General features: G+C 40.8%; 16 protein-coding genes. 6 read left to right on the top strand and 10 right to left on the bottom strand.

The genetic code is table 11. The features are described from left to right. The first annotated feature begins 56 nt into the window (after positions 1-56). The 4 genes from RS893_RS00930 to RS893_RS00915 all read left to right on the top strand — a co-directional run bounded on the left by RS893_RS00930 (position 57) and on the right by RS893_RS00915 (position 7,089). Positions 57-3,080, top strand: coding sequence for an MFS transporter (locus RS893_RS00930; protein WP_315789385.1), 3,024 nt, complete (start codon positions 57-59; stop codon positions 3,078-3,080). A 163-nt stretch (positions 3,081-3,243) separates the two neighbouring features. Beyond that, the gene (locus RS893_RS00925; RefSeq protein ID WP_315789384.1) at positions 3,244-3,528 is read left to right on the top strand and encodes a four helix bundle protein; all 285 of its coding nucleotides are present in this window, start codon (positions 3,244-3,246) and stop codon (positions 3,526-3,528) included. A 26-nt stretch (positions 3,529-3,554) separates the two neighbouring features. Then, on the top strand, positions 3,555-3,983 hold the full coding sequence (locus tag RS893_RS00920) for a cyclic nucleotide-binding domain-containing protein (protein WP_315789383.1): 429 nt from the start codon (positions 3,555-3,557) through the stop codon (positions 3,981-3,983). Between the two features lie 289 nt (positions 3,984-4,272). Next, on the top strand, positions 4,273-7,089 hold the full coding sequence (locus tag RS893_RS00915) for a hypothetical protein (RefSeq protein ID WP_315789382.1): 2,817 nt from the start codon (positions 4,273-4,275) through the stop codon (positions 7,087-7,089). 130 nt (positions 7,090-7,219) lie between these two features. Here RS893_RS00915 and RS893_RS00910 read toward each other — a convergent pair whose 3' ends face one another. The 8 genes from RS893_RS00910 to nrdJ form a co-directional block, all read right to left on the bottom strand. Next, positions 7,220-8,626, bottom strand: a complete 1,407-nt coding sequence (locus tag RS893_RS00910) for a cobyrinate a,c-diamide synthase (protein ID WP_315789381.1) — start codon at positions 8,624-8,626, stop codon at positions 7,220-7,222. Positions 8,627-8,698: 72 nt separating this feature from the next. After that, entirely contained in the window at positions 8,699-10,069 is a 1,371-nt protein-coding gene (gene opcA, locus RS893_RS00905; RefSeq protein ID WP_315789380.1) for a glucose-6-phosphate dehydrogenase assembly protein OpcA, read from the bottom strand. A 98-nt stretch (positions 10,070-10,167) separates the two neighbouring features. Next, entirely contained in the window at positions 10,168-11,697 is a 1,530-nt protein-coding gene (gene zwf, locus RS893_RS00900; protein WP_315789379.1) for a glucose-6-phosphate dehydrogenase, read from the bottom strand. 112 nt (positions 11,698-11,809) lie between these two features. Then, positions 11,810-12,955: a transaldolase gene (gene tal, locus RS893_RS00895; protein WP_315789377.1), complete on the bottom strand. Its 1,146-nt coding sequence runs from the start codon at positions 12,953-12,955 to the stop codon at positions 11,810-11,812. A gap of 120 nt (positions 12,956-13,075) precedes the next feature. Then, positions 13,076-14,128 carry a class 1 fructose-bisphosphatase gene (gene fbp, locus RS893_RS00890; protein ID WP_315789376.1) on the bottom strand — a complete coding sequence of 351 codons (1,053 nt, stop codon included), beginning with the start codon at positions 14,126-14,128 and terminating at the stop codon, positions 13,076-13,078. A gap of 440 nt (positions 14,129-14,568) precedes the next feature. Further along, positions 14,569-14,844, bottom strand: a complete 276-nt coding sequence (locus tag RS893_RS00885) for an RNA-binding protein (protein ID WP_315789375.1) — start codon at positions 14,842-14,844, stop codon at positions 14,569-14,571. 664 nt (positions 14,845-15,508) lie between these two features. Beyond that, positions 15,509-15,727, bottom strand: a complete 219-nt coding sequence (locus RS893_RS00880) for a hypothetical protein (protein WP_315789374.1) — start codon at positions 15,725-15,727, stop codon at positions 15,509-15,511. 312 nt (positions 15,728-16,039) lie between these two features. Continuing rightward, the gene (gene nrdJ, locus RS893_RS00875) at positions 16,040-19,564 is read right to left on the bottom strand and encodes a ribonucleoside-triphosphate reductase, adenosylcobalamin-dependent (protein ID WP_315789373.1); all 3,525 of its coding nucleotides are present in this window, start codon (positions 19,562-19,564) and stop codon (positions 16,040-16,042) included. 1,001 nt (positions 19,565-20,565) lie between these two features. Here nrdJ and RS893_RS00870 point away from each other — a divergent pair. Further along, positions 20,566-21,021 carry a pentapeptide repeat-containing protein gene (locus RS893_RS00870; RefSeq protein WP_315789372.1) on the top strand — a complete coding sequence of 152 codons (456 nt, stop codon included), beginning with the start codon at positions 20,566-20,568 and terminating at the stop codon, positions 21,019-21,021. A 644-nt stretch (positions 21,022-21,665) separates the two neighbouring features. Further along, positions 21,666-22,106, top strand: coding sequence for a CAAD domain-containing protein (locus tag RS893_RS00865; RefSeq protein WP_315789371.1), 441 nt, complete (start codon positions 21,666-21,668; stop codon positions 22,104-22,106). Between the two features lie 126 nt (positions 22,107-22,232). On the opposite strand, the gene RS893_RS00860 is transcribed toward RS893_RS00865, so the two are convergent. Further along, entirely contained in the window at positions 22,233-23,225 is a 993-nt protein-coding gene (locus tag RS893_RS00860) for an S-layer homology domain-containing protein (RefSeq protein WP_315789370.1), read from the bottom strand. 384 nt (positions 23,226-23,609) lie between these two features. Next, positions 23,610-24,920, bottom strand: a complete 1,311-nt coding sequence (locus RS893_RS00855; protein ID WP_396336479.1) for a homoserine dehydrogenase — start codon at positions 24,918-24,920, stop codon at positions 23,610-23,612. Positions 24,921-24,994 lie beyond the last annotated feature (74 nt).

Below are 24,994 nucleotides of genomic sequence, written 5' to 3'. Positions count from 1 at the left end.
CTTTTTGGGGGCTGGACTCACCACCAACCATCAACAACCAACTATTTTAAAACTGCATGGAACTGAAAAATTACTGGACTACTCCCAAAAAAGGCATTTTGTCGCAATTACTTAAGTGGGTAAATCTTCGACCAGAGGAAGGCGATCGCACTTGGTTAATGTTCGCTTTTTACACCAGCACATCAATAGGATTACGGTGGTCAGAAGACTCCACAGTAGCACTGTTTCTGGATCAGTACGGGGCTAAATCCTTACCTTGGATTTATATCGCCAGTGCCATTATGGGTGCAGTTTTGGTCATGTTATACTCCTGGTTGCAAAAGATTTTTCCCTTGCGGCGGGTAATTATAGCGATCGCCCCTTGCATGTTCTTGCCACTAGTTCTGTTTCGTATCGGTTTACACGTTTCCTATCTTTCGGTAGTTATCATATTTCTCCTACGGTTATGGGTGGATGCATTTTACGTAATCAACGACCTTAATACCTCGATTGCTGCTAACCAACTATTTAACATTCGGGAAATTAAACGCGCCTTTCCCCTGATCAGTAGCGGTATTTTAGTAGCTGATGTCATTAGTGGCTTTAGTTTGCCATTTCTATTGCTATTTGTAGGATTAGATAACGTAATTATGCCCATAGCTGGTGTATTCATCGGCTTAGGGGCCTTTATTCTTTTTTATCTCAGTAAAAATTATCCCCAGGCTTTTCCTGATACTCCCCAAATCGAAATAGAAGCAGCACAATACTCTCAAAAACGCCGCCTGTTTGGACCGATAAAGCGTTACGCCTGGTTGCTGTTTGCATTTTTCGCTCTTTTGCAAGCAATGGGAGTATTGATTGATTTTCAATATCTTACTCAGTTGAATTCAAATTTTCAGGGTAAAGATATTGCCAGCTTTTTGGGTTTATTAGGTGGGATTACGGGATTATGTGAGTTGGGAATGCAGTTATTTATTTCCAGTCGTGCCCTTGAGCGCTTTGGAGTATTTTACACTGCTGCAACTTTACCAGTCACCGTAGGTTTGTTAATGCCTTTAACTATACCCTTGTTAGGTTTATTGCCCTGGGGCAATTCCTATAATCTTTTATGGGGTCTAGTAATTCTGAAATTCCTAGACGAACTTCTACGTTACACCTTTGTTGTCAGTAGTGGACCTCTACTTTTCCAACCCATCCCAAATAAAATTCGTAGCCATGTTCAGTCATTAGCAGGAGGCTTTGCTGATACCTTTGGTGCAGGAACAGCAGGTTTTGTAATTTTATTTACCCTATGGTTAGGCAGAAAACTGCTACCTATACACGCTTCAATTTTGGTGTTAGAAACCGTACTTGTAGCTTTGTGCTGCTTGGTAGTAATTTGGTTTTTGCGATCGCGTTACGTTAACTTGTTAGTTTTAAGTGCAGGACAAGGGCAACTTAGTGCTACAAATGCAGACTTACGCGCATTCAAACAAGCAGTCGTTCAAACCTTGGGAGAAAAAGGTACTCAGACAGATAAACGCTCTTGTATTGAACTTTTATCTCAAATTGATCCCCAAGGTGTAGGTGAAGTCTTAGCTCCTTTACTAGTCAAGTTACCTCCTGGCTTGCAAAAACCTAGTTTGGAAGTAATGCTTGCAGCAGGTGTAAATCCTGCTTACTTGCCAGCAGTTCGTGCTTTATTGGAACTACCCCAAAATAGTGTTACTCCAGAGATATTTGCTCTTTCCCTACGCTACGTTTGGTTGGCTGAGTCAGATCCAGATGTCAATCAATTAGAAAAGTATCTTACAGAAGAACACTCTATCATCCGTGCTACAGCTGCTGCTCTATTGCTGCGCGAGGGAACACCCATGCAAAAATTAGCGGCGACCAAGACTTTGCGACGGATGCTGACTCATCACCAAGAAAAAGAACGGGTGAATGCAGTAAAAGCCTTGAGTGAAGCAGTTCATTTGCAAGCGCTGCGAATTTATATTCCCAATTTATTGCAAGATGAATCCCTACGAGTGCGTTTTGCTGTCATAGAAATGATTGCCGCAACTCATTTAGAGGAGTATTATCCAGCTTTATTGGGAGGACTTTATTACAAATCAACCCGCAATGCAGCAATGCAGGCTTTGGTAAAACTGGAAAATGAAGCCCTACCAATGTTGGTTGAGTTAGCTACTAATATCTATAAGCCAGAAATAGTGAGAATTTACGCTTGGCGTACCATTAGTCAAATCCCCAGTTTAGAAGCGATAGATACTTTATGGCAGTTTTTAGAAACCTCACGGGGTAATAGCAGAGATCATATTCTCCGTGCTTTACTCAAAAGGTTACAAAATGAAGGCATTCTTGGTTTAGTAGAACAGTTTTATGAAATCAAAGTCAAGGCATTAATTGAGCAAGAGCTATATTTTATTGGTGAACTTTATGCAGCTTACATAGACTTTGAAAATCAATTGGAAATCTATAATCAATATATAGATTTAAAAACACAAGAAACTATAGATACTTATCATTCTGGTATTAGAATTATTGCTGTTATATCTTTATTAAACCGTGCCATATTAGAATTAGAAGGTGATATTAAAGAAAGATTATTATTGCTACTACAGCTACTTTATCCCATCGAAAAAATCCAAGCAGCAGCTTTTAATTTACGTTCGGCATCAGCAGTAAATTTAGCACGAGGATTAGAAATTTTAGAACATACTATAAATTTGCCAAATAAATCCTTACTGCTTAATATTTTAGATCAGCGATCGCCAGCCGAAAAACTGCAATATCTTATAGCAGCAGAGATGGCAGAATACCAACAAATGGCAGTTAACGAACGTATTCGTAGTTTATTAATACATAAACATTTACTTTCTGACTGGTGCTTGGCTTGTTGTTTCCATTTTGCTCAAGTTGCTCGCATCCGTCTCACCACAGAACAAGTCTTAGAAAGCTTCAGCCATCCCACAGGTTTTGTCCGAGAAGCAGCGATCGCCTATTTAAGTGTAGTATCACCCCGCATCCTAATCAAAATATTACCCCAACTACAAAAAGATCCCCATCCGCTTGTCATTAATCAAGTCAAAGAGTTAATGAAGTTAGTGGTTAGTGGGTAGAGACGCGAGGAACATCGCGTCTGTACATTAGTGGTTAGTGGTGGAGATATAAAAATGCAAAAATCGAGTGTTGAGGATTTACAGGTTTTCCAATTAGCTGAGAAGCTGGCAGATATGATTTGGGATATTGTAATCAGTTGGAGTTACTTTGAAAAAGATACACTTGGCAAGCAAATTATCCGTTCTGTCGATAGTTATAGGTGCAAATATTGCAGAAGGAGCAGGACGTCATAATTATCAAGTTAATCAACGTTTTGTCAAAATTGCTAGAGGCTCTTTACATGAAACTAAATACTGGTTAAAACGGGCATCTTCTCGTAAATTAATGACAAATGAGCAATTAAATAGACTTGCTCCTATTATTAATGATCTATCACCAAAGCTAAACGCATATCTAAATTATCTTGATAAAGCTGCAAAAACCCAAAAACAAAATAATATCCACTAACCACTAACTACTAACCACTATTTATTATGCTAACTACCGTTGAACGTTTATTATTTGTCCGCAGAGTACCGATTTTTAAAGAACTACGCGATGATTTTATCGTCCGATTAGCTTCTGTCATGGATGAATTATCGTTTCCAGGACATTACACCATTTTTAACGAAGGAGACGAAGGGCGATCGCTTTATATTGTCGTTTCCGGTAAAGTCAAAGTCCATATTGGTAAACAACAACTAGCTATTTTCCCCAAAGGCGAATCCTTTGGCGAAATGGCAGTATTTGATGCTCAACCACGTTCTGCTTCCGCCACCACTTTAGAAGCTTGTGAATGCTTAGAATTAACTCAAGAACAGCTTTACGAAGCAATTGATGAAACTCCTGAAATTGCCGTGAATATTATTGGTATTCTCTCCCGACGAATTCGAGAACTCAACGACAAAATGAATGCAATATGATTTTCTTTTCTCCCTTTACCAAAAAATACCCTCTTCGTGTACTTTGCGTATTTGCGATACCCTGCGGGTAGACACGAAGTGGCTTCTGTTCCCTGAAATTCCCGAAGGGTAAGTAGCCTATGAGCGCGTCTATATGACTTTATTGCCATATTGTGCAACATCCAAAGCTGGATTAGCGATCGCAAAAAGGTAAATTTATTTTCTCTAAAAATTAAGTGCTTTTTTAACTAAGACTAAAATATGATAATAAATTAACTCATTTGCAATGAACAAGGTGCATTCACAAAATATGCAACACTTACCTGAGGTGGAACATAAGACAACTAATAAAACTTTATCCCAAGAAAAAAACTTCCTGAAACTAGCCCAAGATCATTACCTTTTAGCTGAAGTCGCTTTGGCAAAAAACAATTGGCATTATGCCAAAAGCCTAGCTCAAACAGCATTAGAATTTTTATCTACTTACCAGAACAGAGAACATTGGCAGCAAAACTCCCTCCCTACTCCTTCTTCTCTAACGGGTTTCTTATTTATTAAAAGTTCCTGTCTATTTATTCTGGCGGAAACCCAAGAGCAATTAAACGAAATTCTAGCAGCTATCAGCAATTTAGAAGCTGCTAAACAAATTGGTATCACTGACAATAATCCATATCTTTACATTAGTATTTTAAATAGTTTACAGAGACTATACAAACAGCAAAAACAATATCTGAAAGCCTTTTCTACCAAGTTTGAACAACGTGCAGTTGAACAAAAATATGGCTTACGGACGTTTATTGGTGCAGGTAGCTTAGCAGCTACACAGCAAGCAAAGTTGATTACAACTGTCAGGAAGCAACTTATCCCATCCCAAGAAGAGAATATAGCACCAGAAATCACTGCCTCTGGTCGCCAAAAGGATGTAGAACAGTTGCTTGAGCGCATTAGTAGTGAGGACTACAAATTAATAATTATTCATGGAAAATCTGGTGTTGGTAAAAGTTCGCTATTAAATGCAGGATTAATTCCAGCTTTAAAAAAGAAAGCGATCGCTAATCAAGATAACTTAGTTGTGCCAATACGAGTTTATGATTACTGGATAGAAGAGTTGGCACAGCAATTAGAACAGAGAGTAGGAGAATTAGAAATAAGAGAAGACACACACACCCAAGAATTTACAGATATAGAAAATAAAGACAATAGAAAAAATAACTATTTGAGTTCAGAACTCGAAACTTCTACTTTAGAATTTGAAATCTCGGCTGTAGAACTTGAAACTTCTATCTCAAAACTCGACACTTCGACTTTAGAGGTTAAAACTTTAGCCTTAGAACTTGCAACTTTGACTTCTGAACTCGAAATTTTGACTTCTGAGTTTGACACTTTAACCTCAGAACTCGAAATTATTCCAGAACCTCAAACTTTCCCTATCTCTTCCTCCCCCACTCTGCCAAAATTCCACTTCCTACTAGAGCAACTACACTATAATTACCAGCACAATCTTCGTACAGTACTGATTTTTGATCAATTTGAAGAATTTTTCCTGATTCACACACAACCAGAACAAAGGCGACAATTTTTTGAGTTTCTGGGAGAATGTCTAAATATTTTGTCTGTAAAAGTAATTCTGGCACTGCAAGAAAATTACTTACATCATTTGCTGGCGTATAATGATTTACCTAGCATGGAGATCATTAATAATGATATTCTCAGTAAAAATATTCTTTATAAATTGAGAAACCTTACACCTGCTAATGCGAAAACTCTTACCGAAAGTTTAACCGCAGGTACTCGTTTTCAACTTGAGCCTGCATTGATAGAACAATTGGTACAAGACTTAGCAGGAAAAGTGGGTGAGGTGCGCCCAATGGATTTGCAGATAGTCGGCGCGCAATTACAAAAAGAGAATATTACAACCTTGGCTGAATATCACCAGTATGGTGAAAAGGCAAAAGAAAAACTAATTCAGCATTATTTAAATGAAGTAATAGAAGACTGCGGTAGAGAAAATAAAAAAGTAGCAGAACTTGTACTGTATTTCCTCACAGATGCAGAAGGTAATTGTCCTCTCAAAACTCGTGCAGAATTAGAACGGGATTTACAGCAACACTTAATCACTAGTGTGGAAAGACAGCAATTATCACTTGATTTAGTGTTGCAGATATTAGTTACATCCGGCATAGTAATCTTATTGCGAGACAACTCTACTAATCGCTATCAACTAGCCTATGATCATTTAGTAGCTTATATTCGTCAGCAACAACAACCAAAGTTAACACAGCTAATCACACAACCCGAAAGAACAACAGAATTAAAAGAAGCTAGTAAAACTAGATTCAATCATTTTTTCAAACACATACTTGTCGGTTCACTTACAGCAGGATTTGTGTTAACTGTTATGGGAGTTGTAGGTTTTAAGGGAATCCGACTTCAAAAAAATGTCGAACTCAGCGAAATCTATCTGATGCAAGGTGAAAAGTTAGCCAGAGAAGGCGACTTTGAGAATGCTGTTAACAGCTTCCACAAAGCCCAGCAGTGGAATACTGACTTAAAGTTTGACTCTAAGGCAAAAGCACAAGAGTTTGTTAACAAAGGCAAAGCAGAACGCTTGCTTGTGGAAGGACAACAACGCCTACAAACACGTGAGTTGGAAGGCGCAGTCGCTAAGTTCCAAGAAGCATTGAAACTGGATACTCAAATTGGGCGGTTGGCGGCTCCAGTTTTAATGTATGAAGGAAACAAAATTATGAAACAGGGCAAGATTAAGCAAGCAGTGATAGCTTATACCAATGCCCAAAATTTAGATCCCAAAGTAGAAATTTCTGCTGATGCGTGGAGAGAACTTTGCCTACAAGGTAGCCTGAAAAAACAAGCAGCAGATGTCATGCCAGCTTGTGAAAAGGCTGTACAACTTGCTAATAATAATCAAAAAATTCGAGTTGTGCGTGGTGTTGCTAGAACATTAACTGGCAACAAGCAAGGAGCGATCGAAGACTTTGAGGCATACATCGCCGCAACCGATAGTAAAATAGGAAAATTAAAAGTACGACGTTGGATCAAAGATTTACGCACTGGTAAAAACCCGTTTACAGATAAAAAGTTGAAGAGGTTACTGGGGGAAAACTAAAGGGTAATAGTTTCTCACACAAAATTCGTAGAGTTCGTAGAGCGAATTATCTCTAAAAACTCTGCTACTTGGTGCGCTACCTCCGCGTTCCTCTGCGTTTAAAATCATACGATTTTAAGCAAAGCCATACTTACTTAAGTGCTAACTCCAAACAGCGTTTTAAAAACCTCTCGGGAATTTCTGTACATGCCCCCCAGTGCATATGAATATAAGAGGCGTGAAGATTGAGATATGGTAAATTAGTTCCCCATCCTTCATATCCTATATGTTCATCGGTATCAAAGCGACAAGTTTGAAATAGTGGCTGCTCAAAATTGGACATTAAATAGGAACGATGAAACTCATGCCCACAAACTGTTGTTCCTGCACTTACTAACAAACTATCTTCTAGAACAACAGCGCGACGATATCCTAAAGTTAAACGCCCACTCATAACTGCGGTTGTGGGTAAAACTCCCACCATCGACCAAGATTTACCTGCAAAATCGACAATTTGCTCACATAAATACATTAACCCGCCACACTCGGCAATTGTAGGCATTCCCGTCAAAATAGCTGTCTTAATTGCTGCTTTAGTAACAGTGTTTTCCGCAAGCTGCTGGGCAAATACCTCTGGAAACCCGCCGCCAAAATACATACCCTGTACTCCTTCTGGTAGCCCAGTATCTTCTAATGGACTCCAGAAAACCAACTCTGCACCTAGTTGTTGTAACAAATCGAGATTGTCTTGGTAGTAGAAATTAAAAGCGCGATCGCGTGCCACAGCAATTCTCACCTCTGTTCTTAGTAAGGGGAGGGGTTGGGGTGGGGTTTCTCCAGACACTTCTAACAAAGGTAACAGCCTCTCCCAGTCAAAGCAAAGCTCACCCAAATCAGCAAGTCGGTCAATCAAAGCATTGATTTGAGGGAGTTCGGCTGTGGGTACTAAGCCGAGATGGCGGTCAGGAATGGTAATGTTATCCTGGCGACGCAATACACCAAGAATCGGTAATTGTAGCGGTGCAAGAGCATCCTTGAGTAATTGCAAGTGGCGATCGCTACCTACACGATTTAAGATTACCCCAGCTATTTTAATTCTGGGGTCAAAGGAACTATAACCGTGAGCGATCGCCGCAACCGAACCAGACAAGCGACTGCAATCAATTACCAATACTACAGGTAGATCCAATAATCTTGCTATATGAGCAGTGCTGGCATAATCATTTACCCCTCCCCAACCCCTCCCCTTAGTAAAGGGAGGGGCAAGGGGTGGGGTTACACCATCAAACAACCCCATCACGCCCTCAACTAAGGCATATTTCACCCCTTGGCTGTGACGAGCAAAACACTGCTGTATGTAGCTTGGTGAAGTTAATATCGGGTCTAAATTTCGACAAGCACGCCCGGTTACATGCTGATGAAACATGGGATCTATATAATCCGGCCCGACTTTAAAAGATTGTACTTGGTGCGATCGCCGACACAAAGACGCCAGCAGGGTGAGTGTGACTGTTGTCTTACCCACCCCGCTACGTTCTCCTGCAATAATTAATGACATTGGTAATTGCTAATTGCTAATTGGTAATTGGTAACTGATTTTCTATCCTATTACCCATTACCCATTACCTATTTATCTATTACCTAATTTGAGAATTTGTCCTATTACTGCTAGGCTTTCTTCAAACAGTGCCTCATGGCCCCAGCGTTGTACCTGTTGACTCAGCAGCACTTCTGCTTTTTGTTCTGAGAGGGAAGTTACCTGTTGGAATAACCCAGTTGATTGGGCGCCACCTTGAGTTTCCATCCGCATACAACCGCCAGTTTCGGTACAGATCAAAGTACCGCAGTTAGCCTGGGGATTGGTAGAACTTAAGCGTAAAGCGATCAAGTCGCCTGGAACTTCACCCACATCAGCAACAGGGACTCCTGCTAATTCGGCTTCTATTTGCCGTTGGTTATCGGCAGTAAAACTAACGCGGATAATATCGTAATCTCCGCTTTCTATTTGATAAGAAATTGGATGCCAACTCAAGCGACTCGCCAACCAACCTAAGAATAGTAAGGCTTGGGCGGAGTTGCCTTTTTCATAATCAATATTAACTCTGTCAATTTCTACAAGAGCAGCACGACGCTGTGGTGGATCGTAAGCTTCTGCTGTCAATTCTTGCCATGCAGAGAGGCGACGCCAGTTCAAGTCAGCCAAAGGAATACCACTTTCTGCTAATGCTTGCAAGCTGAGCAAATCTGTTTCTGGCTTGTTGAAATTGCAAGAATCTACAATCACATTGTCACACACTGCTGCCAGTCTCTTAAAGAGACTATTGTTGGGGTCTGGTGTTGCTTTCCACCACAAAAACTTAGGTAAACCCCCAATCGTCAATGCTGGCACCATACCACCAATTCGTTCTAAAGCGGCGGGGGTTCCGGTAAGAGTTATGTATTCGCAACAAACCAGAGTACTTGATGAACCTTTTTGAATTGGGCAATAGGCGGAGACTTGTGCCTTAACGCCTTCGTCTTCTCCCACCACTGGTAAGAGAGTAATAATACGACAAGGGTTACGTAGAGCAATCTCATCAGCAATTCTGGGACTTTTTGCATCTAAACCATAGGATGCAGTCGCACCATTTTCTGTCGCCCCACCCTTGTGACGTTTGGCAACTTCTTCCCGTAACAGAGTTAAGGTTTCCTTTGTAGCTGTTCCAGTCTCTGTCAACCCATACTTTTTCTGTACTTCCCGCAGTGCTGCTTGTGTTTGCGGGCCAGGAATGCCATCAATTGGGCCGTTGTAAAATCCCAAAGCTGCTAATAGATACTGAGTTTCTTCTGGTTCATAAACCACCAAAGTAAATGTAGCTGCCCGTGTCGCCGCCGGTAGTGTACCATCCTCGCCGACCATACCATAACTTTGCCAAATTTGACTTAGTTCCGCTTCAATATCTGTCAGCGAAACATCTTTGGGAGCCTGTAGTGAAAAAATAGTAGGAGCTTGGGGAGTCATAGAGGTTGAATTATGAAGTATGAAGTGTGAAGTATGAAGTGTGAAGTATGAAGTGTGAAGTGTGAAGAAAAAAATTTCATCCTTCAGCCTTCATCCTTCTATAGTCTGCGCCAACGACGACCATCTCGGTTGATTAATAATTCTGCTTCCACGGGTTCCCAGGTTCCGGCTTCATACTGGGGAATAGTTGTTGGATCTGTAGGTGCATCCCAAACAGAAAGGGCTGGTGTTACCACCTGCCAAGCTGCTTCTACTTCGTCTCCCCGTGTGAATAATGTTTGATCACCCATCATGCAATCCAAAAATAGGCGATCATAAGCATCAGAAGTTGCTGCAATGCCAAAGGAACCATAACTAAAGTCCATATCAACCGAACGAGTACGGAAATCTGCCCCAGGCATTTTGACTTCAAACCGCAGAGAAATACCTTCGTTTGGTTGAATCCGCATTGCTAAAATATTGGCATTCATCTGTTGGGCTGCCGATTGAAACATCCGAGAAGGAACTTCCCGAAAGTGGATAGAAATCTCACTCACTTTTTTCGGCATTCGCTTACCAGTACGCAGGTAAAAAGGAACCCCTTGCCAGCGCCAGTTGTCTACGAGAAACTTCATCGCTACATAAGTAGGCGTGGTCGAGTTAGGATCAACTCCTGGTTCTTGTCGATACCCTGGTACTGGCTTTCCTTTCATCCAACCAGCGCTGTATTGCCCACGTACAGCCGAAAGGCTTAAATTATTGATATCTGCTAAACGTGTAGCCTGGAGTACTTTTACTTTTTCCGTGCGGATACTGTCAGCATCCATAGCGTTGGGAGGTTCCATTGCTGTTAAGCAATAAAGTTGCATTAGGTGGTTTTGCAACATGTCCCGCAGTGCGCCGGAACTTTCATAGTAACCGGCCCGGTCTTCTACTCCTACGGTTTCGGCAACGGTAATCTGGACGTGGTCAACAAAGCGGCGATTCCACAACGGTTCAAAAATCGCATTAGCAAAGCGAAATACTAGTAAATTTTGAACTGTGTCTTTGCCTAAGTAGTGGTCAATACGGTATACTTGTTGCTCTTTGCAATATTTTTGCACTACTAAGTTGAGACTCTTAGCAGAAGCTAAATCTCGACCAAAGGGTTTTTCGATGACCAGACGATGTTTGTAGGGATCATCCAGCATTCCCCCAGTTCCAAGTTGTTTGATTGCTTCTGCAAAGAAGTTGGGTGCAACCGAAAGGTAGAACATCCGATTTCCTCGGGTTCCCCGTTTTTCATCCAACTCTTGCAAAAAAGCCTTCAGTTTTTGGTAACTTTCAGGATTATCTATATTACCAGAACAGTAAAATAATCCTTGAGAAAAGTCCTGCCAGAGTTCCTCCGGACCAACACCGCCATGAACCTCTTCCATTCCTTTTCGCATTTGTTCACGGAAGTATTCATGAGTCCAGTCCCGACGTGCTACGCCAACGATGGTTGTCTCTGGTGGAATGCGTCTCTCGCGTCTTAATTTGTATAGTGATGGCACAAGTTTGCGCCAAGTAAGGTCTCCAGAAGCACCAAAGATGACTATAATCTGGGGTTCGGCCATTCCTTGCTGTTGGAGACCTACCCGCAAAGGATTTTCTAGCAGACTGACCATATGAATTTTAGATTTTAGGTTTGAGATGTTGGGATTTGTTAGTAGTTGGTAGTTAGTAGTTAGTGGTTGATTGTTGACTACTAACCACTAACCAATAACCACTAACTATTACTTACACTGGTGACAACTGCTTGACCTTTTTTTCTAAAGAATCCATTAAGGATTGGAAGGGCTTGACAAATTTGTCAATTCCTTCTGTCAGCAGTTCATCCATCACTGTGTTGATGTCGATGTTCACGTCTGGATCTTTGAGGCTTTCCATTAGGTTGTAAGCCTCCTCTACGTCTGTTTCTACTCGGTTAGCTACATCGCAGTGGTCGGCGCAAGCCTCGATGGTTGCTGGTGGTAAGGTGTTAACGGTGTCTGGACCAACCAACTCATCAACATACATGACGTCGCTGTAGTTGGGATCTTTAGTACTGGTACTAGCCCACAACAGGCGCTGTACTTTTGCACCTTTGGCCGCCAAAGCTTGCCAACGATCGCTTTGCACAATCTTTTTATATTCCTGATAAGCAATCTTTGCGTTAGCGATCGCTACTTTTCCTTTAATTGCTTTTAGCTTGGCTTCAACATTGAGATTGTCAACACCTTTAGCTAGTTTGGCATCGATTTTACCATCGATGTTGCTGTCAATCCGGCTCAGGAAGAAGCTAGCTACAGAAGCAATTTTGCTGATGTCCTTACCTTGGGCTGCCCGTTTTTCTAAGCCACGAATATAAGCCCAAGCAGTGTTGATATAGCTTTGTACCGAAAACAGCAGCGTGATATTAACATTAATACCCTCGGATATTACTTGCTCAACTGCTGGCAAACCAGAATCTGTACCGGGTATTTTAATCATGACATTTTCCCGGCCAATTTCTTGGAAGTAGCGGCGAGCCTCAGCAATTGTGGCTTCGGTGTCATGAGCAATTGTTGGTGGTACTTCAATGCTGACATAACCATCCAACCCATTCGAGGCTTCATAGACTGGGCGTAAAATATCACAAGCATCGCGGATATCTTGAAAAACCAGCGATTCGTAGATTTTGTAAGTTGGCAACCCAGCCTGAACTCCGGCTTCGATCTCGCGATCATATATGGCATTATTAGCGATCGCTTTTTCAAAAATCGTAGGATTAGAAGTAATCCCACAAATACCTTTATTTTCCACCAAGTCTTTCAATTCACCAGACTTTATAATGTCACGGCTCAAATTATCCATCCAGATACTCTGACCGTAATTTTTTATCTCTAATAAATGATTTGTTGTCATTATTTTTCCCTCCTGCTTGTTCTATTTTGGTGAGAAATTTGTCAAACCAAGTTAGTTGTTGATTGTTAGTTGTTGCTTTTTTCCCACTAACTACCAACTACTAACCACTAACCTTTACTACTAATGCCCGTTCTGAATAAAAGACTCTACCTTCGCAACATCCTCTCTACTACCAATAATCAGAGGTGTACGTTGATGCAGTTTATTTGGTATTACGTCCAAAATATTCTCATGTCCGGTTGTTGCTCGACCACCTGCTTGCTCAATCACATAAGCAAGCGGCGCAGTTTCATAAAGTAAGCGTAGTTTACCTTCTGGTTTTTGAACAGTTCCGGGATATAGAAACACACCGCCTTGGATTAGCACCCTGTGGATATCGCTAACCATTGCCCCACTATAACGAGCGGTGTAACCTTCTGTACGATGAACGTAGCGGATATACTCTCGAATTGATTCATCCCATTGCCAGAAGTTCCCCTCGTTTACGCTATATACTGGGCCGTGGCTAGGAATTTGGATATTCTCTTCTGTGAGAATAAACTCTCCTAAACTAGGGTCAAGGGTAAAAGAATGAACGCCTCTTCCTATAGTATAGACCAGCATCGTACTAGGACCATACAGGATGTATCCAGCAGCAATTTGCTTACGTCCTGATGCTAGTAAATCTTTTGCCGAACCATCAAGATCTTCCCCTTCCTGTTGACGAATCGAGAAGATAGAACCCAAACTTAAATTAATGTCAGTATTGGATGAGCCATCAATGGGATCATACAACAGAGTGTAGCGACCAATCGGACAGTTTTCGGGAATATAGTATGGATTTTCCATTTCTTCAGAAGCTAAGCGACACACTAACCCGCTTTGCTTGAATACCGCGATAAACACATCATTGGCGTAGACATCCATTTTTTTCACAGATTCACCTTGGACATTAGTCTCGCCTGTAAATCCGAGAACACCTTCCATGAGACCAGCCCGACTGAGGCGACGGGCAATGAGTTTCCCAGCCAAGGCAATCCGATTCATCAACGTACTTAAATCCTGTGCCTGTGGCGAAAAAGTTTGGAGTTGTTGCAGGACGTGACGGGATAAAGTAGTACAATCACGATCTAAGCCGCGCTCTGCTGTAGCGTCTTTGATAGACTGCTCTAAAGATTCTGCCGCTTTAGTCATTATTTTTATCCTCCATAGCAATTAGCTATTTGTTGGGTTGCTCCCGTGCCTTGCAACTTGTGGTTGCTGCCTCTATCTTAGAAAGGTAATTTGACAATTCAGATGTGACTTTAGACAAACTAAAGAAATCAACATTTTATCGCTCTCAACTAAGGTTATTTGCTTATTTGAGATGATAGTGTCAGGAAAATTTACCTAGTCTTACAAGTAATCTAAAATTTATTGGCCATGCACCAGTCATTGGTAAGAATGACCATGACTAGTCACAAAAAATAAAATAACCGACAGTCATGATCTTCTTCATAAATCACAACTAGTCAGTTATTTTGCTACTTTTCTGCTTGGGTCGGTTTACTGCTTTTTAGTTACTAGACGTAACTTAACACCTTGCCTAAAAAGTAAGCAATTTGCTATTATATTTTTCCATCAGTTTAAAAAAATTACCTTTTCGCCCAACTACCTCGTCGGTTATCCTCCCTTGGTCTTGCTTTGTTGACTTTGAGTTGACGACCCATCCATTCAGCGCCATCCAATTCTGTAATCGCTGCTTCTTCTTGGGCGTCTTCATTCATTTCTACAAACGCAAACCCGCGCAGTCTACCTGTATCGCGGTCGGTCGGTAACACAACTCTTTTAACCTGGCCGTATTCGGCAAAAACAGCTTTCAAGTCTTCTTCGGTAGCGCTGTAGGAGAGATTGCCAACGTAAATAGTCATTTGGATCACGTAAGTCTCAATTGGAGGCGGCAAATTCAGCTCAAAAGATAGTTAATAGAAACGAAAAGAATTCCGTTGGGTCTGATTAACAATGGTGGATACCGTTGCTGGTAGCTAACCAATCATTCAGGCTGAACTTTCGCATACGCTCATATGATAACCGATCTTGACATTTTTTAAAGTATGAGATTTTACAAACCCCTTTAATTTCAAATCAGTCTCTCTTATATGTGGAATTTAGCTTATGCAAAAGTGGATTCCGTTTGATATTTATTCATGCTTATCGGATTCAATATACCTATTTGTGCAGATGCGGAATTTAGCAATATATTAATGACATTGAATGCGGCAAAAGACAATAATACTTGTAGGCAAATTGTTCCTTAAACTACATTTAATACGTAATATCACTTGAATGAAAAGTATATTTAAATATTAACAATTATTAGTAATTTGTCTTTACTGATTAATTATTTTGTATTGTTAAAATTACAAATTAATACCATTTTCCAAAATTCTTGATACCAATCCTCTTCCTTGTCCTTCTTGTCTGGTTGACTTCAAATAGTATTAGACCCCTCCCTAACCTCCCCGATTTCGGGGAGGGTGGTATAGCGCAGGTAGGGTTCCTCTGTATCTCACGCTTCTTGAATGACTGTTTTATTTATTCAATCGCTATTGATTGAGGGCCACTGGGCTTACCGTTGTTTTGTTCAACTGTAGAAGTTGTGTGAATATTTGAGCCAGTTTGTTGATTCAGCCAGCTTTTAACAGGATCATCAGCAAGATTGAGTCGCAGCACTCCCGAGAAGAAGCCTCCCATAAATGATATTGGGTGCTGGGCGAATTGTTGAAAAATAGGCGTCAGTTCATCAACAAACATAGTTATAGTCTCCTAAATTGCCTGGATTATTCTCATAAAATGTAACTTTTACTTAATCGTAGCGTGTGAGATCAAACTTGTTAGGAAGTAGACAGAAAAAGTATAAATGCTAACTTGTTATTATTTTAGTGAAGTTGACTTGATAGAAATGCGATCGCATTCATACTTATTTTGAATTTGAGATTGAAAGCATTTGCTCAAAGACTGTTCCTTTGAAACCCTATTAAAATTAATCATCTCTCAAAATTACAAGAATAGGAAGAAGGCTAACAATATAAATTAGTCCTTCTTCCTAGTTACCAGACTAACTAATTAGTTAGGATTTTCCTCAGGCAACATGCACTTATCGGAATCACAACCTGCGGGGCCTACTTCCATTAATTCACCGAAATCATAACGACTTAATGCGGTGTGAAAATCATGCGTTTTCCGACGCATTTTTACTTCTTGCATCAGCTCCTCATACCGCACTTTTGTGATTGGTTCAAAAGGCAAACGTGGAAAAGTTTGATGGTCGTCAAACCGTGCTAAAAGAGCAGCACTAATGTATCCTTCATCATCACGAATAGTTTCGTATATACGAGTTCCCAAAGCTTCTATTTCTTGCTCTCGCAACTCAATTGTAGCAGAGGTGTTATGTGTTACATAAAATTTCTGCACTTGCATATAGAAATCCATCTGAGATAGGGCGCTATATTTACTAATGTCAATTTCATCAGCGCCTGGTAAATTTGCCCAAGATACAGCGACAGGAATTTCCACCAACCACTCACTTACCCTCGAATCAAAGGGATCATTTAACAAATTACCTTGTTCATCTTTGTCAGATTGAGAAGGTATGACACTATAACCATAGTCAATACATGCTAAGGCTACAGGGTCATTTTTGCGGAAGGTGATTCTGCGAATAAATCTTTGGGCTTTAGGAGGATGCCATCCTGGAGAAGCACCAGTCAACAAAGATTTGGTACCACTAGGTTGAACTGTAGTGCAACGATTTGGACGTTTAAGATTGTGCTTTGCACAATAATCCCAAACTACTCGATGCACAATCTCTTTCCACGTACTCAAATATTTTTCTTCTTGACGTTTAAACGCCAATCCTTGAGCAGTGTTTGGTCTTCCTTCAGCCCACCAATGTAACCAATCAACCCCAAAAGCATGAACAAAAAAATCAAATAAACCAGTGAAAGAAACGCCGACAATCGGGTCAAGTTCACGGGCTTCTTGATAGCGTGGTTCTTGGAATTTGTGATGCAAAAGAGCAGCTACAGATAACGCACCTGCGGTGAAAGCCTCTTCCTGTTCTTTATAGTTATGTGGGTCAATTTGATTGAGATGAACCTCTGACAAATTACAGTGGAAGTCACTACCAATAATTTCACCACACGGATTCAAACCAAATCGAGCCAAACGATGTTCCAGTTCACGCTCATCAAGATTAGGATAGTGTTCCTGCAACCACTGTTTGGCAGTACCTTGTTGATAAGCTTGTAAAAATTCAGTTTTCAAGCTAACGGTAGACAATAAATCACAGTTAGCTCTAGCTACAGCTTCACCAGCCCATTGAATTGCACCTTCACCACTGTAGTACTGTTTACGAACGGCATCAATACATTCTTCTAATGTTGGCTTACGGTGAAAAACTCTGGTATGGTTTGCCATTCGCAGTGAATCGCGTTCTGGATCAATACGCCAGTTCCCGTTTTCATCCTGCTGCCAAAGGTTTGCTTTCGCATCAGCAAACAAATTATCATCGTTGTTGCCTTGACGCATCCCAGCGCTGTTATGTGTCAGATAACCATCACAGTAGAAACAATGAGCTTCTTCGACTTCAATGTCGTAAGTTTGGACATAATCGTAACTGCCCAGTCCTTTGACTGTAACGGGAATATCCAGTGAAGTATCCGCCTCAGCAATGTAGCGTTCATAGTTGGCATCAACAGAACAAGAACCCTGAAATCCCATTTCCCGCATTTCACTGTAAGTGTAAGCTTCCCGCATAATTGTTCCTGGCACGGTGAAGCCATACATTTTCAGTCCTTGTTTGATTTCTCCTTTGACGCTGTGGGTAGCTATCAAAGCGTTGTAACGCTCTTTTAATGCTGGAATTTTGAGGTTGTATTTAGCTTGCCATCTCTTTTGTTGAGGATAAACAATGCTAATTCTACCGGCAATTCCTAGACTGGATAAAACTGCTGCAACTTGCCTAATAAATGAGCGGTAAACTGTAGTGATGAGGTGAGGTGGGCGGTTATTAACAGCACCGCCACTATCCATTAATCCTGCTAGGTAAGCAGCTCTAATATCTATTGAACCCTGCAAGATAAAACTAGGGACTTGCAAAGGAATATTAGGTTGCTTAATGTAGCGATAAAAATACTCTGCGAAGCGAATAGAAGAACAGATGGATTTAGCAGTATTTTCGCCTTTGACACAGGTGTGAGTTGCACTTAGTCCAAATAAAGCCAATGCTGCATCTATTTTTGTTTGAATTCTAGGTAGAAGTTCCACATCCAAGCCGTTCATTGCCCATTCTACGCGACCATAGGGCTTTCCATACTTGTTACGACCAAGAGCAACATAGCCATCTCCGTGGGTAAATCCAATCAACCAAGCGATTTCCGGTGTTAGATCAGGAATAATAAATGATTTGACATTTCGACTTTGAGTTGGTCTTTCTTGTGTAAAGTCAGGGGGTAGGTGAGTTACTGTACCGGGTAAGACTTGTGTATTGTGTAATAGACGATCGCCTTCCACAAGACTCGCTATTGGCTTCCAAGTAATTCCCCCTTTAGCACCTGTAAGAACTGCTTGTCTGTGGTTTAAAGTCCCTCTGGGATAAGTGGCATTGGTTTCTATCTCATAAACTTCCTGAAATCCTTGGTCAAATTTATCAACCACTCGTCTGAATCCCAAGGGGGTTTGTACTAAGTCACCTACCTGGATATCACGTATGGGAACCAGACCTTGGAAAGTATGAACCAAGGCATCTTCAGGTAAACAACGTCTGATATTACCAGCAACAATTGTTACGGCAGCCTCATCAATCAACAAACAGCATTCTACAGAATTTAATTGACGCCCTACAGCTTTATTGAGGATAGAAGCACAACGTTGATACAGTCCAGGCAATTTTATAGGATTGGCAACACCTCCAAAGCCGTTGAGAACTTCTCCAGCTTGGCGTACATCGCTGATATCAACAATTACTTGTATTTCTTGTGTAAATCTTTCATCAGTAGAGAGTTCCAGTAAACTTTGATATGATTGTACCCAGCCTTGGCGGCTGTCTCCTACATAGATGGTAACGTGGTGAGCATTTGTATCAATTTTGACTTCTGTAAATTCACGCCGTTCGAGAGGTGGAGTAAAACCAATTTCTCCTTTTATATTTACATTTAAGCGATTACGAATAAGGGGCAATTGGTTAATGTATTTTGGTTCTAAAACTGCTCCAGTACCGCAGCCCATCATAGCCAAATCCATCATTAAGCCGAAAGCAGTCCAATTCTGGAGGTTGGTAGAAGTACAGTTATAAGCACCAGAAAAATTCTGTGGCTTGGCTATCCAGTCTGTGCCACCAACCCACAACCAGCGCCCACTGGGTAAAGCTTTCAAGTTACGCTGCATCCGCTCAAGAATCTCAGCCTCTTGTGGTTGCAGTTTTCCCAAGTTAATTAAACCACCTAAAGTGCGATCGCATACCTGCTCCCATGTCTCCCTTGTTTGTGCTTCTCTACGGCGGCTGTAAGTTCTAAAAAACACTGGGTAGGCCGCTGGGGCTGTTTCTGGAAAGTTCGCCAAAAGGCGTTTTCGTTCAAGCTCTCGAACCATAAATCAAGCCTTGTTGCTCTCTCATCAGATTATGACTATACGTTAACTAGTCGCGGGGGTCAAAGGTTGAAAAAATTATCAATTTGCGGTAAGTTTATCCCCACGAGTAATTATCAATGTTGTAAGCTTTATTGTGTCTAATATCCCTAATCTAAAATAATTAATATTTTCAATATTAGCAGTATATTTAAGCCTTTAGTTATATTTATTTTTGCTTGGAAAAGCTATAAGAGATAGGGTTTTCATCTTTTGGTTATTCCTAGTCAATCACAACAGCTTGAAACCCTGATCTTAAAGATTTTTATTTTATTGATAAACTATTAAATAATTATTTTCTAAGTAAAAATATTGTAATTTTAGAAGAAAAGGGTCTTTAAAAATATTAATATTTGAATATCATGAATTATTCAATAACTCTTGAAATCAAAAAAACACTAATAATTTAATAAAACAGAATATACTTGAGTACAAAAATATGTTATTGAAATATGTTTGTTGATTTTTTATTAAAATTTCAAGACAAAATTTGAATTAAATCAAACAGTAATAATACTGAGTAACAACAAAGAAATATCTACTGAAGTATAGATATATTCAAGATGATTGATATTTGATGTAGCAGTATTTTTGCCTGCTTTCAGCAAAAATTCTTTTTTGCTAAAAATAATATTTTTGATAGATTGAAATAATTATATGTAATTCCTTATCTATAACTAATGGAACATATAGAAAAGGGGATATGTAACTTTTCTTCTGCCACCAGTGAGAAAAGAAAGTGTGTAGAGACTCTGACAATAGGTGTTTGTCAGATGCCAATAGTTAGACATATACTATGATTGAAAATACTTTACTGTCTTATAGCACTAGTATTTTTGCACTTGCATAAATCAGAGTGCGATCGCAAACAGTTTGTGAAACAAATATATTTTCACAACTTGTTTAGTGAGATAATTAGATTGTGAGGAAAAGAACGGAAATACGTTAATTGTAAAGGGGGAAATATGAAAACCAAAATTTTGGCTGCTCTAACTTTAGTAGCTCCCCTGTTTTTCACTGGCGCAGTTAGTGCCAATAATCCGCAGCAAATACAAAAGCTGTTATCAACTGGGGAATGTCAAGGGTGTAATCTATCAGGAGCAGACCTCAGTGGCGCTCACTTAATTGGTGCTGATCTCAGAGGCGCAAATCTCCAAGGCGCTAACCTAGAAGGAGCAAATCTTGAGGGTGCTGACCTTACGGGTGCAAACTTGGCAGGTGCTAACTTAGAGTCAGCTTTTGCCACCAATGTTAATTTCAAAAATGCCAATCTCAATGGTGTTAACTTTACCAGTGCCACAATTTTAGATTCCAATGTGCATGGCGCCTCAATGAATAACCTCAATATTACCAATGCTGAGATCTACAATACTGGGATAGGTATTGGTGGTGATAGTGCAGATATTCCAGATTGGGACTAAATAGGCATATATCCACGCATAAGGTTAGAAAGATTTTTTACCCCACCTCAACCCTTAGCGAAATCAGGGAAGGAGCTAACTAAGTCTTTCCCTCATCTGCGCTAGATTAAGGGGTTTTTAAAATTCATGCAACGGGTTTATTAATTAATCCTCCCATTTCTAAAGAAAAACTTTATAAGCGGGAGGATTTTTGCTCAAAATTTATTTTTAATATTATATTTTTGATTGAAAAAGTACTAGCTAATTTGCCTACATGGGTTTAGCCACTGCATACCACAAACAACTTTAAAAGTCTAGACCATATGAATACATAAAAATTTTTATTAAGTATTAATATCAATTCTACTCTCAGCATTGAGAATAACAGCTTAAGATTGCCTAAATATCAGGTAAAATCGGCATTTAGGCTTGTATAAATAAGGGATGAACTTATTGGTACATGATTTGTACTCCAATGAGTACGATCATAAACAGCTTACCTGTCTGATGTCAGTTCACCAGATGGGCAAAACTGGCAAGACCAAGACTTGAACTTTGGTTCAAGACACATGTCTGTATGTGTAAAGTGATGTGTTAGTGCATCGCCGACTCAACAGCCTTTTGGTTGTAATTGTCCCGATAAAAGTAACTCAACTGTCACAATCATGGGAGCGGAAATGCAAGAACCGGAAGTAGTAGAAACAAAGTCTCCAGAGGCAATAGTGCCAGATATGAACAACCAAACAGGAACCATTACTAAAATCCAACCCACTGTGCAATCTCAAGACCAATGGTTGAAGTATGGAGAGGTGGCTTCTAGCTTTTTAGCGACACTACCCGAATACCTGGGAAGCTTTTTTAATAAGTATAGACAGCCCCTGGTTACGATTGGTTTAATTGTGGGAGCCATTGTCGCTGTTAAAGTTGTCTTGGCGATCCTAGATGCTTTAAATGATATTCCTCTAGTGGCACCAACTTTTGAATTAATTGGTATTGGTTACTCTGCATGGTTTATTTACCGTTATTTACTCAAAGCCTCTACTAGGCAAGAGTTAACCAATGAAATTGCAACTCTCAAATCACAAGTGGTCGGTAAAGACGCCTAAAACTGAGTAAATTCAGTACCTAGAGCGATCGCAACGCTGGTACGCTGTGAATTACTGCTGGATCTCGCCTCCTCCCAAGTGGTCAAGTAGATTCTTAGCAACTCTTGACCACTTGTGTAACTTTATTTAATTAGGCGCTTTGACAATATATTCAGATTGAATTGCGTCTAACCTTCCCGTTCGCACCAAAGCTTGATAAACCATAGCCGCTACCTCAGCACGGGTAGCTTCTTTATTAGGATTGAGGGTTTGAGGATTTGGGTAGTTAACCACAAGGCCATTGGCTGTGGCAGCTGCTATTTTGTCAGTAGCATAATTAGGGATTTCTTGAGCATCCGTGTAAAAGCTTAAAATTCGAGTTTGAGAAGCAGGAACATTTAAATTCATTCCACTAGTCAAAGCAACTAATACCTGAACTCGCGGAATCTTTTGCTGTGGTCTAAAAACTTTGTTAGGGTAGCCTTTTAAAAACCCTGTACTAATGGCTTGGTCAATGGCTGAGTTTGCCCAAAACCGAGGTGCTACATCCTTAAAAGAGATTGTATTCTTGGTCTTGCTAAGTTCTTTTCCAAACGCTTGTTCCACAATGGCAGCAAATTCAGCACGGGTGACAGGCTGATTTGGTCTAAAGGTGTAATCTTGATAGCCCTTAATTATATTCCGAGAGGAAAGCACATCAATAAAACGACGCGCCCAAAAGTCACCAGGTACATCAGTAAATGCAATCGGTGGGGGAATTGTTGATTTTTGCTCAGGAATAACTAGTGGTAGGGTTCTGTTGGTAGTAGAGGGTGGAAAAGGTACTTGTTCTTGTGGCAAAACAGTCGGGTTAACACTGGCAGATGGTGTTACTCTACTCAAGTTCTCTTGGGCAGATGCAGATGGTATTTGACGAGATTCTAAATCTGGAGGAGTTGGTTTAGCTAAAGGTGTGGGGGAAGTAGTTGGAGTAGAAAAAGGTGACAACAAGCTGTTAAAATTCCAGCCAGACTCCTGACGGGAAAATGACCAAAACAAAATTGCCCCGATAGTGGCAAAGGCAACAAGAATGCCAATAAATTCATCAAAGCCAAGGGCATTTGTTTGAGATGACTTAGGATCGGGAGGCGTATTTGTCATCGGTGATTATCCTAATTATCCTAATTGTTGATTGTTGGTTGTTGGTTGATGGTTGTTGGTTGGTCTTGTTCTTATTACGCATTACTTACTAACCCCTAACCACTAACCCTACTCTTGTGAGAAGCGCTTGGGCGTCTACGGGTTCGTCAGTCGCTCATGGGGACCGGTAGTCCCCCATGAGCGATTGCCGTAGACGCGCTTTACTCGGCTTCTGTAAAGTAAGGGTCCCCCGGCATAAAGAAAGAGGCGTTGGGGATTGGGGGAGTGGGGTCCCCTTTGGGGTTGGGGGAGGGACCCCCTGCGTAAGAGTCGCTGACTTACCACTAATGTACAGACGCGAGGAACATCGCGTCTGTACTAACTACTAACCACTAACAAAGTTTCTTATAACACTCGTAACAAGCTGGGAATGCTGTCTATCGCTTCTAAGGTACGAATTTCTGCCAAAGCTTGGCGGAAATCTCCTTCTCGGACATCATGGGTAACAACAACAATCTCTGCTAATTCCCCCTGAAAGCCTGTTTGTACAACTGACTCTAAGCTTACACTGTATTTACCAAAGCAGGTTCCCAGTTTACCAATTACCCCTGGTTGGTCTTTGGTCAGAAAACGGGTATAGAATCTGGTAACAAGTTCTTCTAGTGGCGTAATTTGGCAGTAGTCTTGATGCCCACAAGATAATAAGGAGTTAGGTGTAGCTGTATTGGCTTGCAGTGCTGCTACCAAATTTAAGATGTCAGATGATACAGCGCTAGCAGTTGCCCCAGCACCAGCACCTGGGCCAAAAAACATCACCTGTCCAATCGGTTCTCCTTCTACAAGAATGGCATTATGAACACCGTTGATGCTGGCTAACGGGTGTGCTTTCGGAACCAGAGTAGGGTGAACTCTGACGGAGATGGGGTAATGGTGGGGTAATGGAGTAATGGAGGGAAGATTAACTGTTTTAGCTATTGCTAGTAGTTTAATGACAAACCCCAATTTCTCGGCATAGGCAATGTCTGTCTTGCTGACTTGTCGAATACCCTCACAATAGACATCTTGTAGTTTAATGCGTCCACCAAAGGCTAATGAGGCCAGAATAGCTATTTTGTCTGCGGCGTCTAAGCCATCAACATCAGCTGTAGGATCGGCTTCTGCGTAACCCAGCTTTTGGGCGTCAGCTAAGACATCATCGAAGTTAATGCCTTCAGCTTGCATCCGCGTCAAGATATAGTTAGTTGTACCGTTAACAATGCCTGTAACGGTATGAATGCGGTTGACACTTAAAGATTGCTTGAGGGGTTGAATCACTGGGATACCACCACCAACAGCAGCCTCTAGCATGACATATACACCAGCTTTATTGGCAGCAGTAAAAATTTCATGCCCAAAACGGGAAATTACCGCTTTATTAGCTGTAACGACATGTTTGCCATTTTCAATGGCTTTGAGAATTAGCGATCGCGCTGGTTCGAGTCCACCAATGACCTCAACGACTATATCTACCTGCGGCTCGTTGACTATTGCTGCTAAATCTGTTGTTAATACTGCATCCGGCAATTCTACCATCCGGGATTTGTCAAGCGATCGTACCCCCACGCGATATATTTCTACATCTCGCAACAACGGGTGACGCCCTGCATTATCTTGTAAAAGTTGCACTGTACCCGTGCCTACTGTACCCAAACCCAGTATTCCCAGCTTTACGCCCACGAATCTTACACCAAATTTCACCAACAACAATTGTAGGGTGGGCATTGCCCACCCTACTAGATCTTTATATAGTT

Origin of the sequence: Fischerella sp. JS2, from assembly GCF_032393985.1 — a bacterium.
Classification (GTDB): domain Bacteria; phylum Cyanobacteriota; class Cyanobacteriia; order Cyanobacteriales; family Nostocaceae; genus Fischerella.
This window is presented reverse-complemented; position numbering and strand designations above follow the sequence as displayed.

Coding starts and splice junctions, on each gene's coding strand:
- RS893_RS00930 (WP_315789385.1), top strand. CDS start 57: ATGGAACTGAAAAATTACTGGACTACTCCCAAAAAAGGCATTTTGTCG.
- RS893_RS00920 (WP_315789383.1), top strand. CDS start 3,555: ATGCTAACTACCGTTGAACGTTTATTATTTGTCCGCAGAGTACCGATT.
- RS893_RS00915 (WP_315789382.1), top strand. CDS start 4,273: ATGCAACACTTACCTGAGGTGGAACATAAGACAACTAATAAAACTTTA.
- RS893_RS00910 (WP_315789381.1), bottom strand. CDS start 8,626: ATGTCATTAATTATTGCAGGAGAACGTAGCGGGGTGGGTAAGACAACA.
- opcA (WP_315789380.1), bottom strand. CDS start 10,069: ATGACTCCCCAAGCTCCTACTATTTTTTCACTACAGGCTCCCAAAGAT.
- zwf (WP_315789379.1), bottom strand. CDS start 11,697: ATGGTCAGTCTGCTAGAAAATCCTTTGCGGGTAGGTCTCCAACAGCAA.
- tal (WP_315789377.1), bottom strand. CDS start 12,955: ATGACAACAAATCATTTATTAGAGATAAAAAATTACGGTCAGAGTATC.
- fbp (WP_315789376.1), bottom strand. CDS start 14,128: ATGACTAAAGCGGCAGAATCTTTAGAGCAGTCTATCAAAGACGCTACA.
- RS893_RS00885 (WP_315789375.1), bottom strand. CDS start 14,844: ATGACTATTTACGTTGGCAATCTCTCCTACAGCGCTACCGAAGAAGAC.
- RS893_RS00880 (WP_315789374.1), bottom strand. CDS start 15,727: ATGTTTGTTGATGAACTGACGCCTATTTTTCAACAATTCGCCCAGCAC.
- nrdJ (WP_315789373.1), bottom strand. CDS start 19,564: ATGGTTCGAGAGCTTGAACGAAAACGCCTTTTGGCGAACTTTCCAGAA.
- RS893_RS00870 (WP_315789372.1), top strand. CDS start 20,566: ATGAAAACCAAAATTTTGGCTGCTCTAACTTTAGTAGCTCCCCTGTTT.
- RS893_RS00865 (WP_315789371.1), top strand. CDS start 21,666: ATGGGAGCGGAAATGCAAGAACCGGAAGTAGTAGAAACAAAGTCTCCA.
- RS893_RS00860 (WP_315789370.1), bottom strand. CDS start 23,225: ATGACAAATACGCCTCCCGATCCTAAGTCATCTCAAACAAATGCCCTT.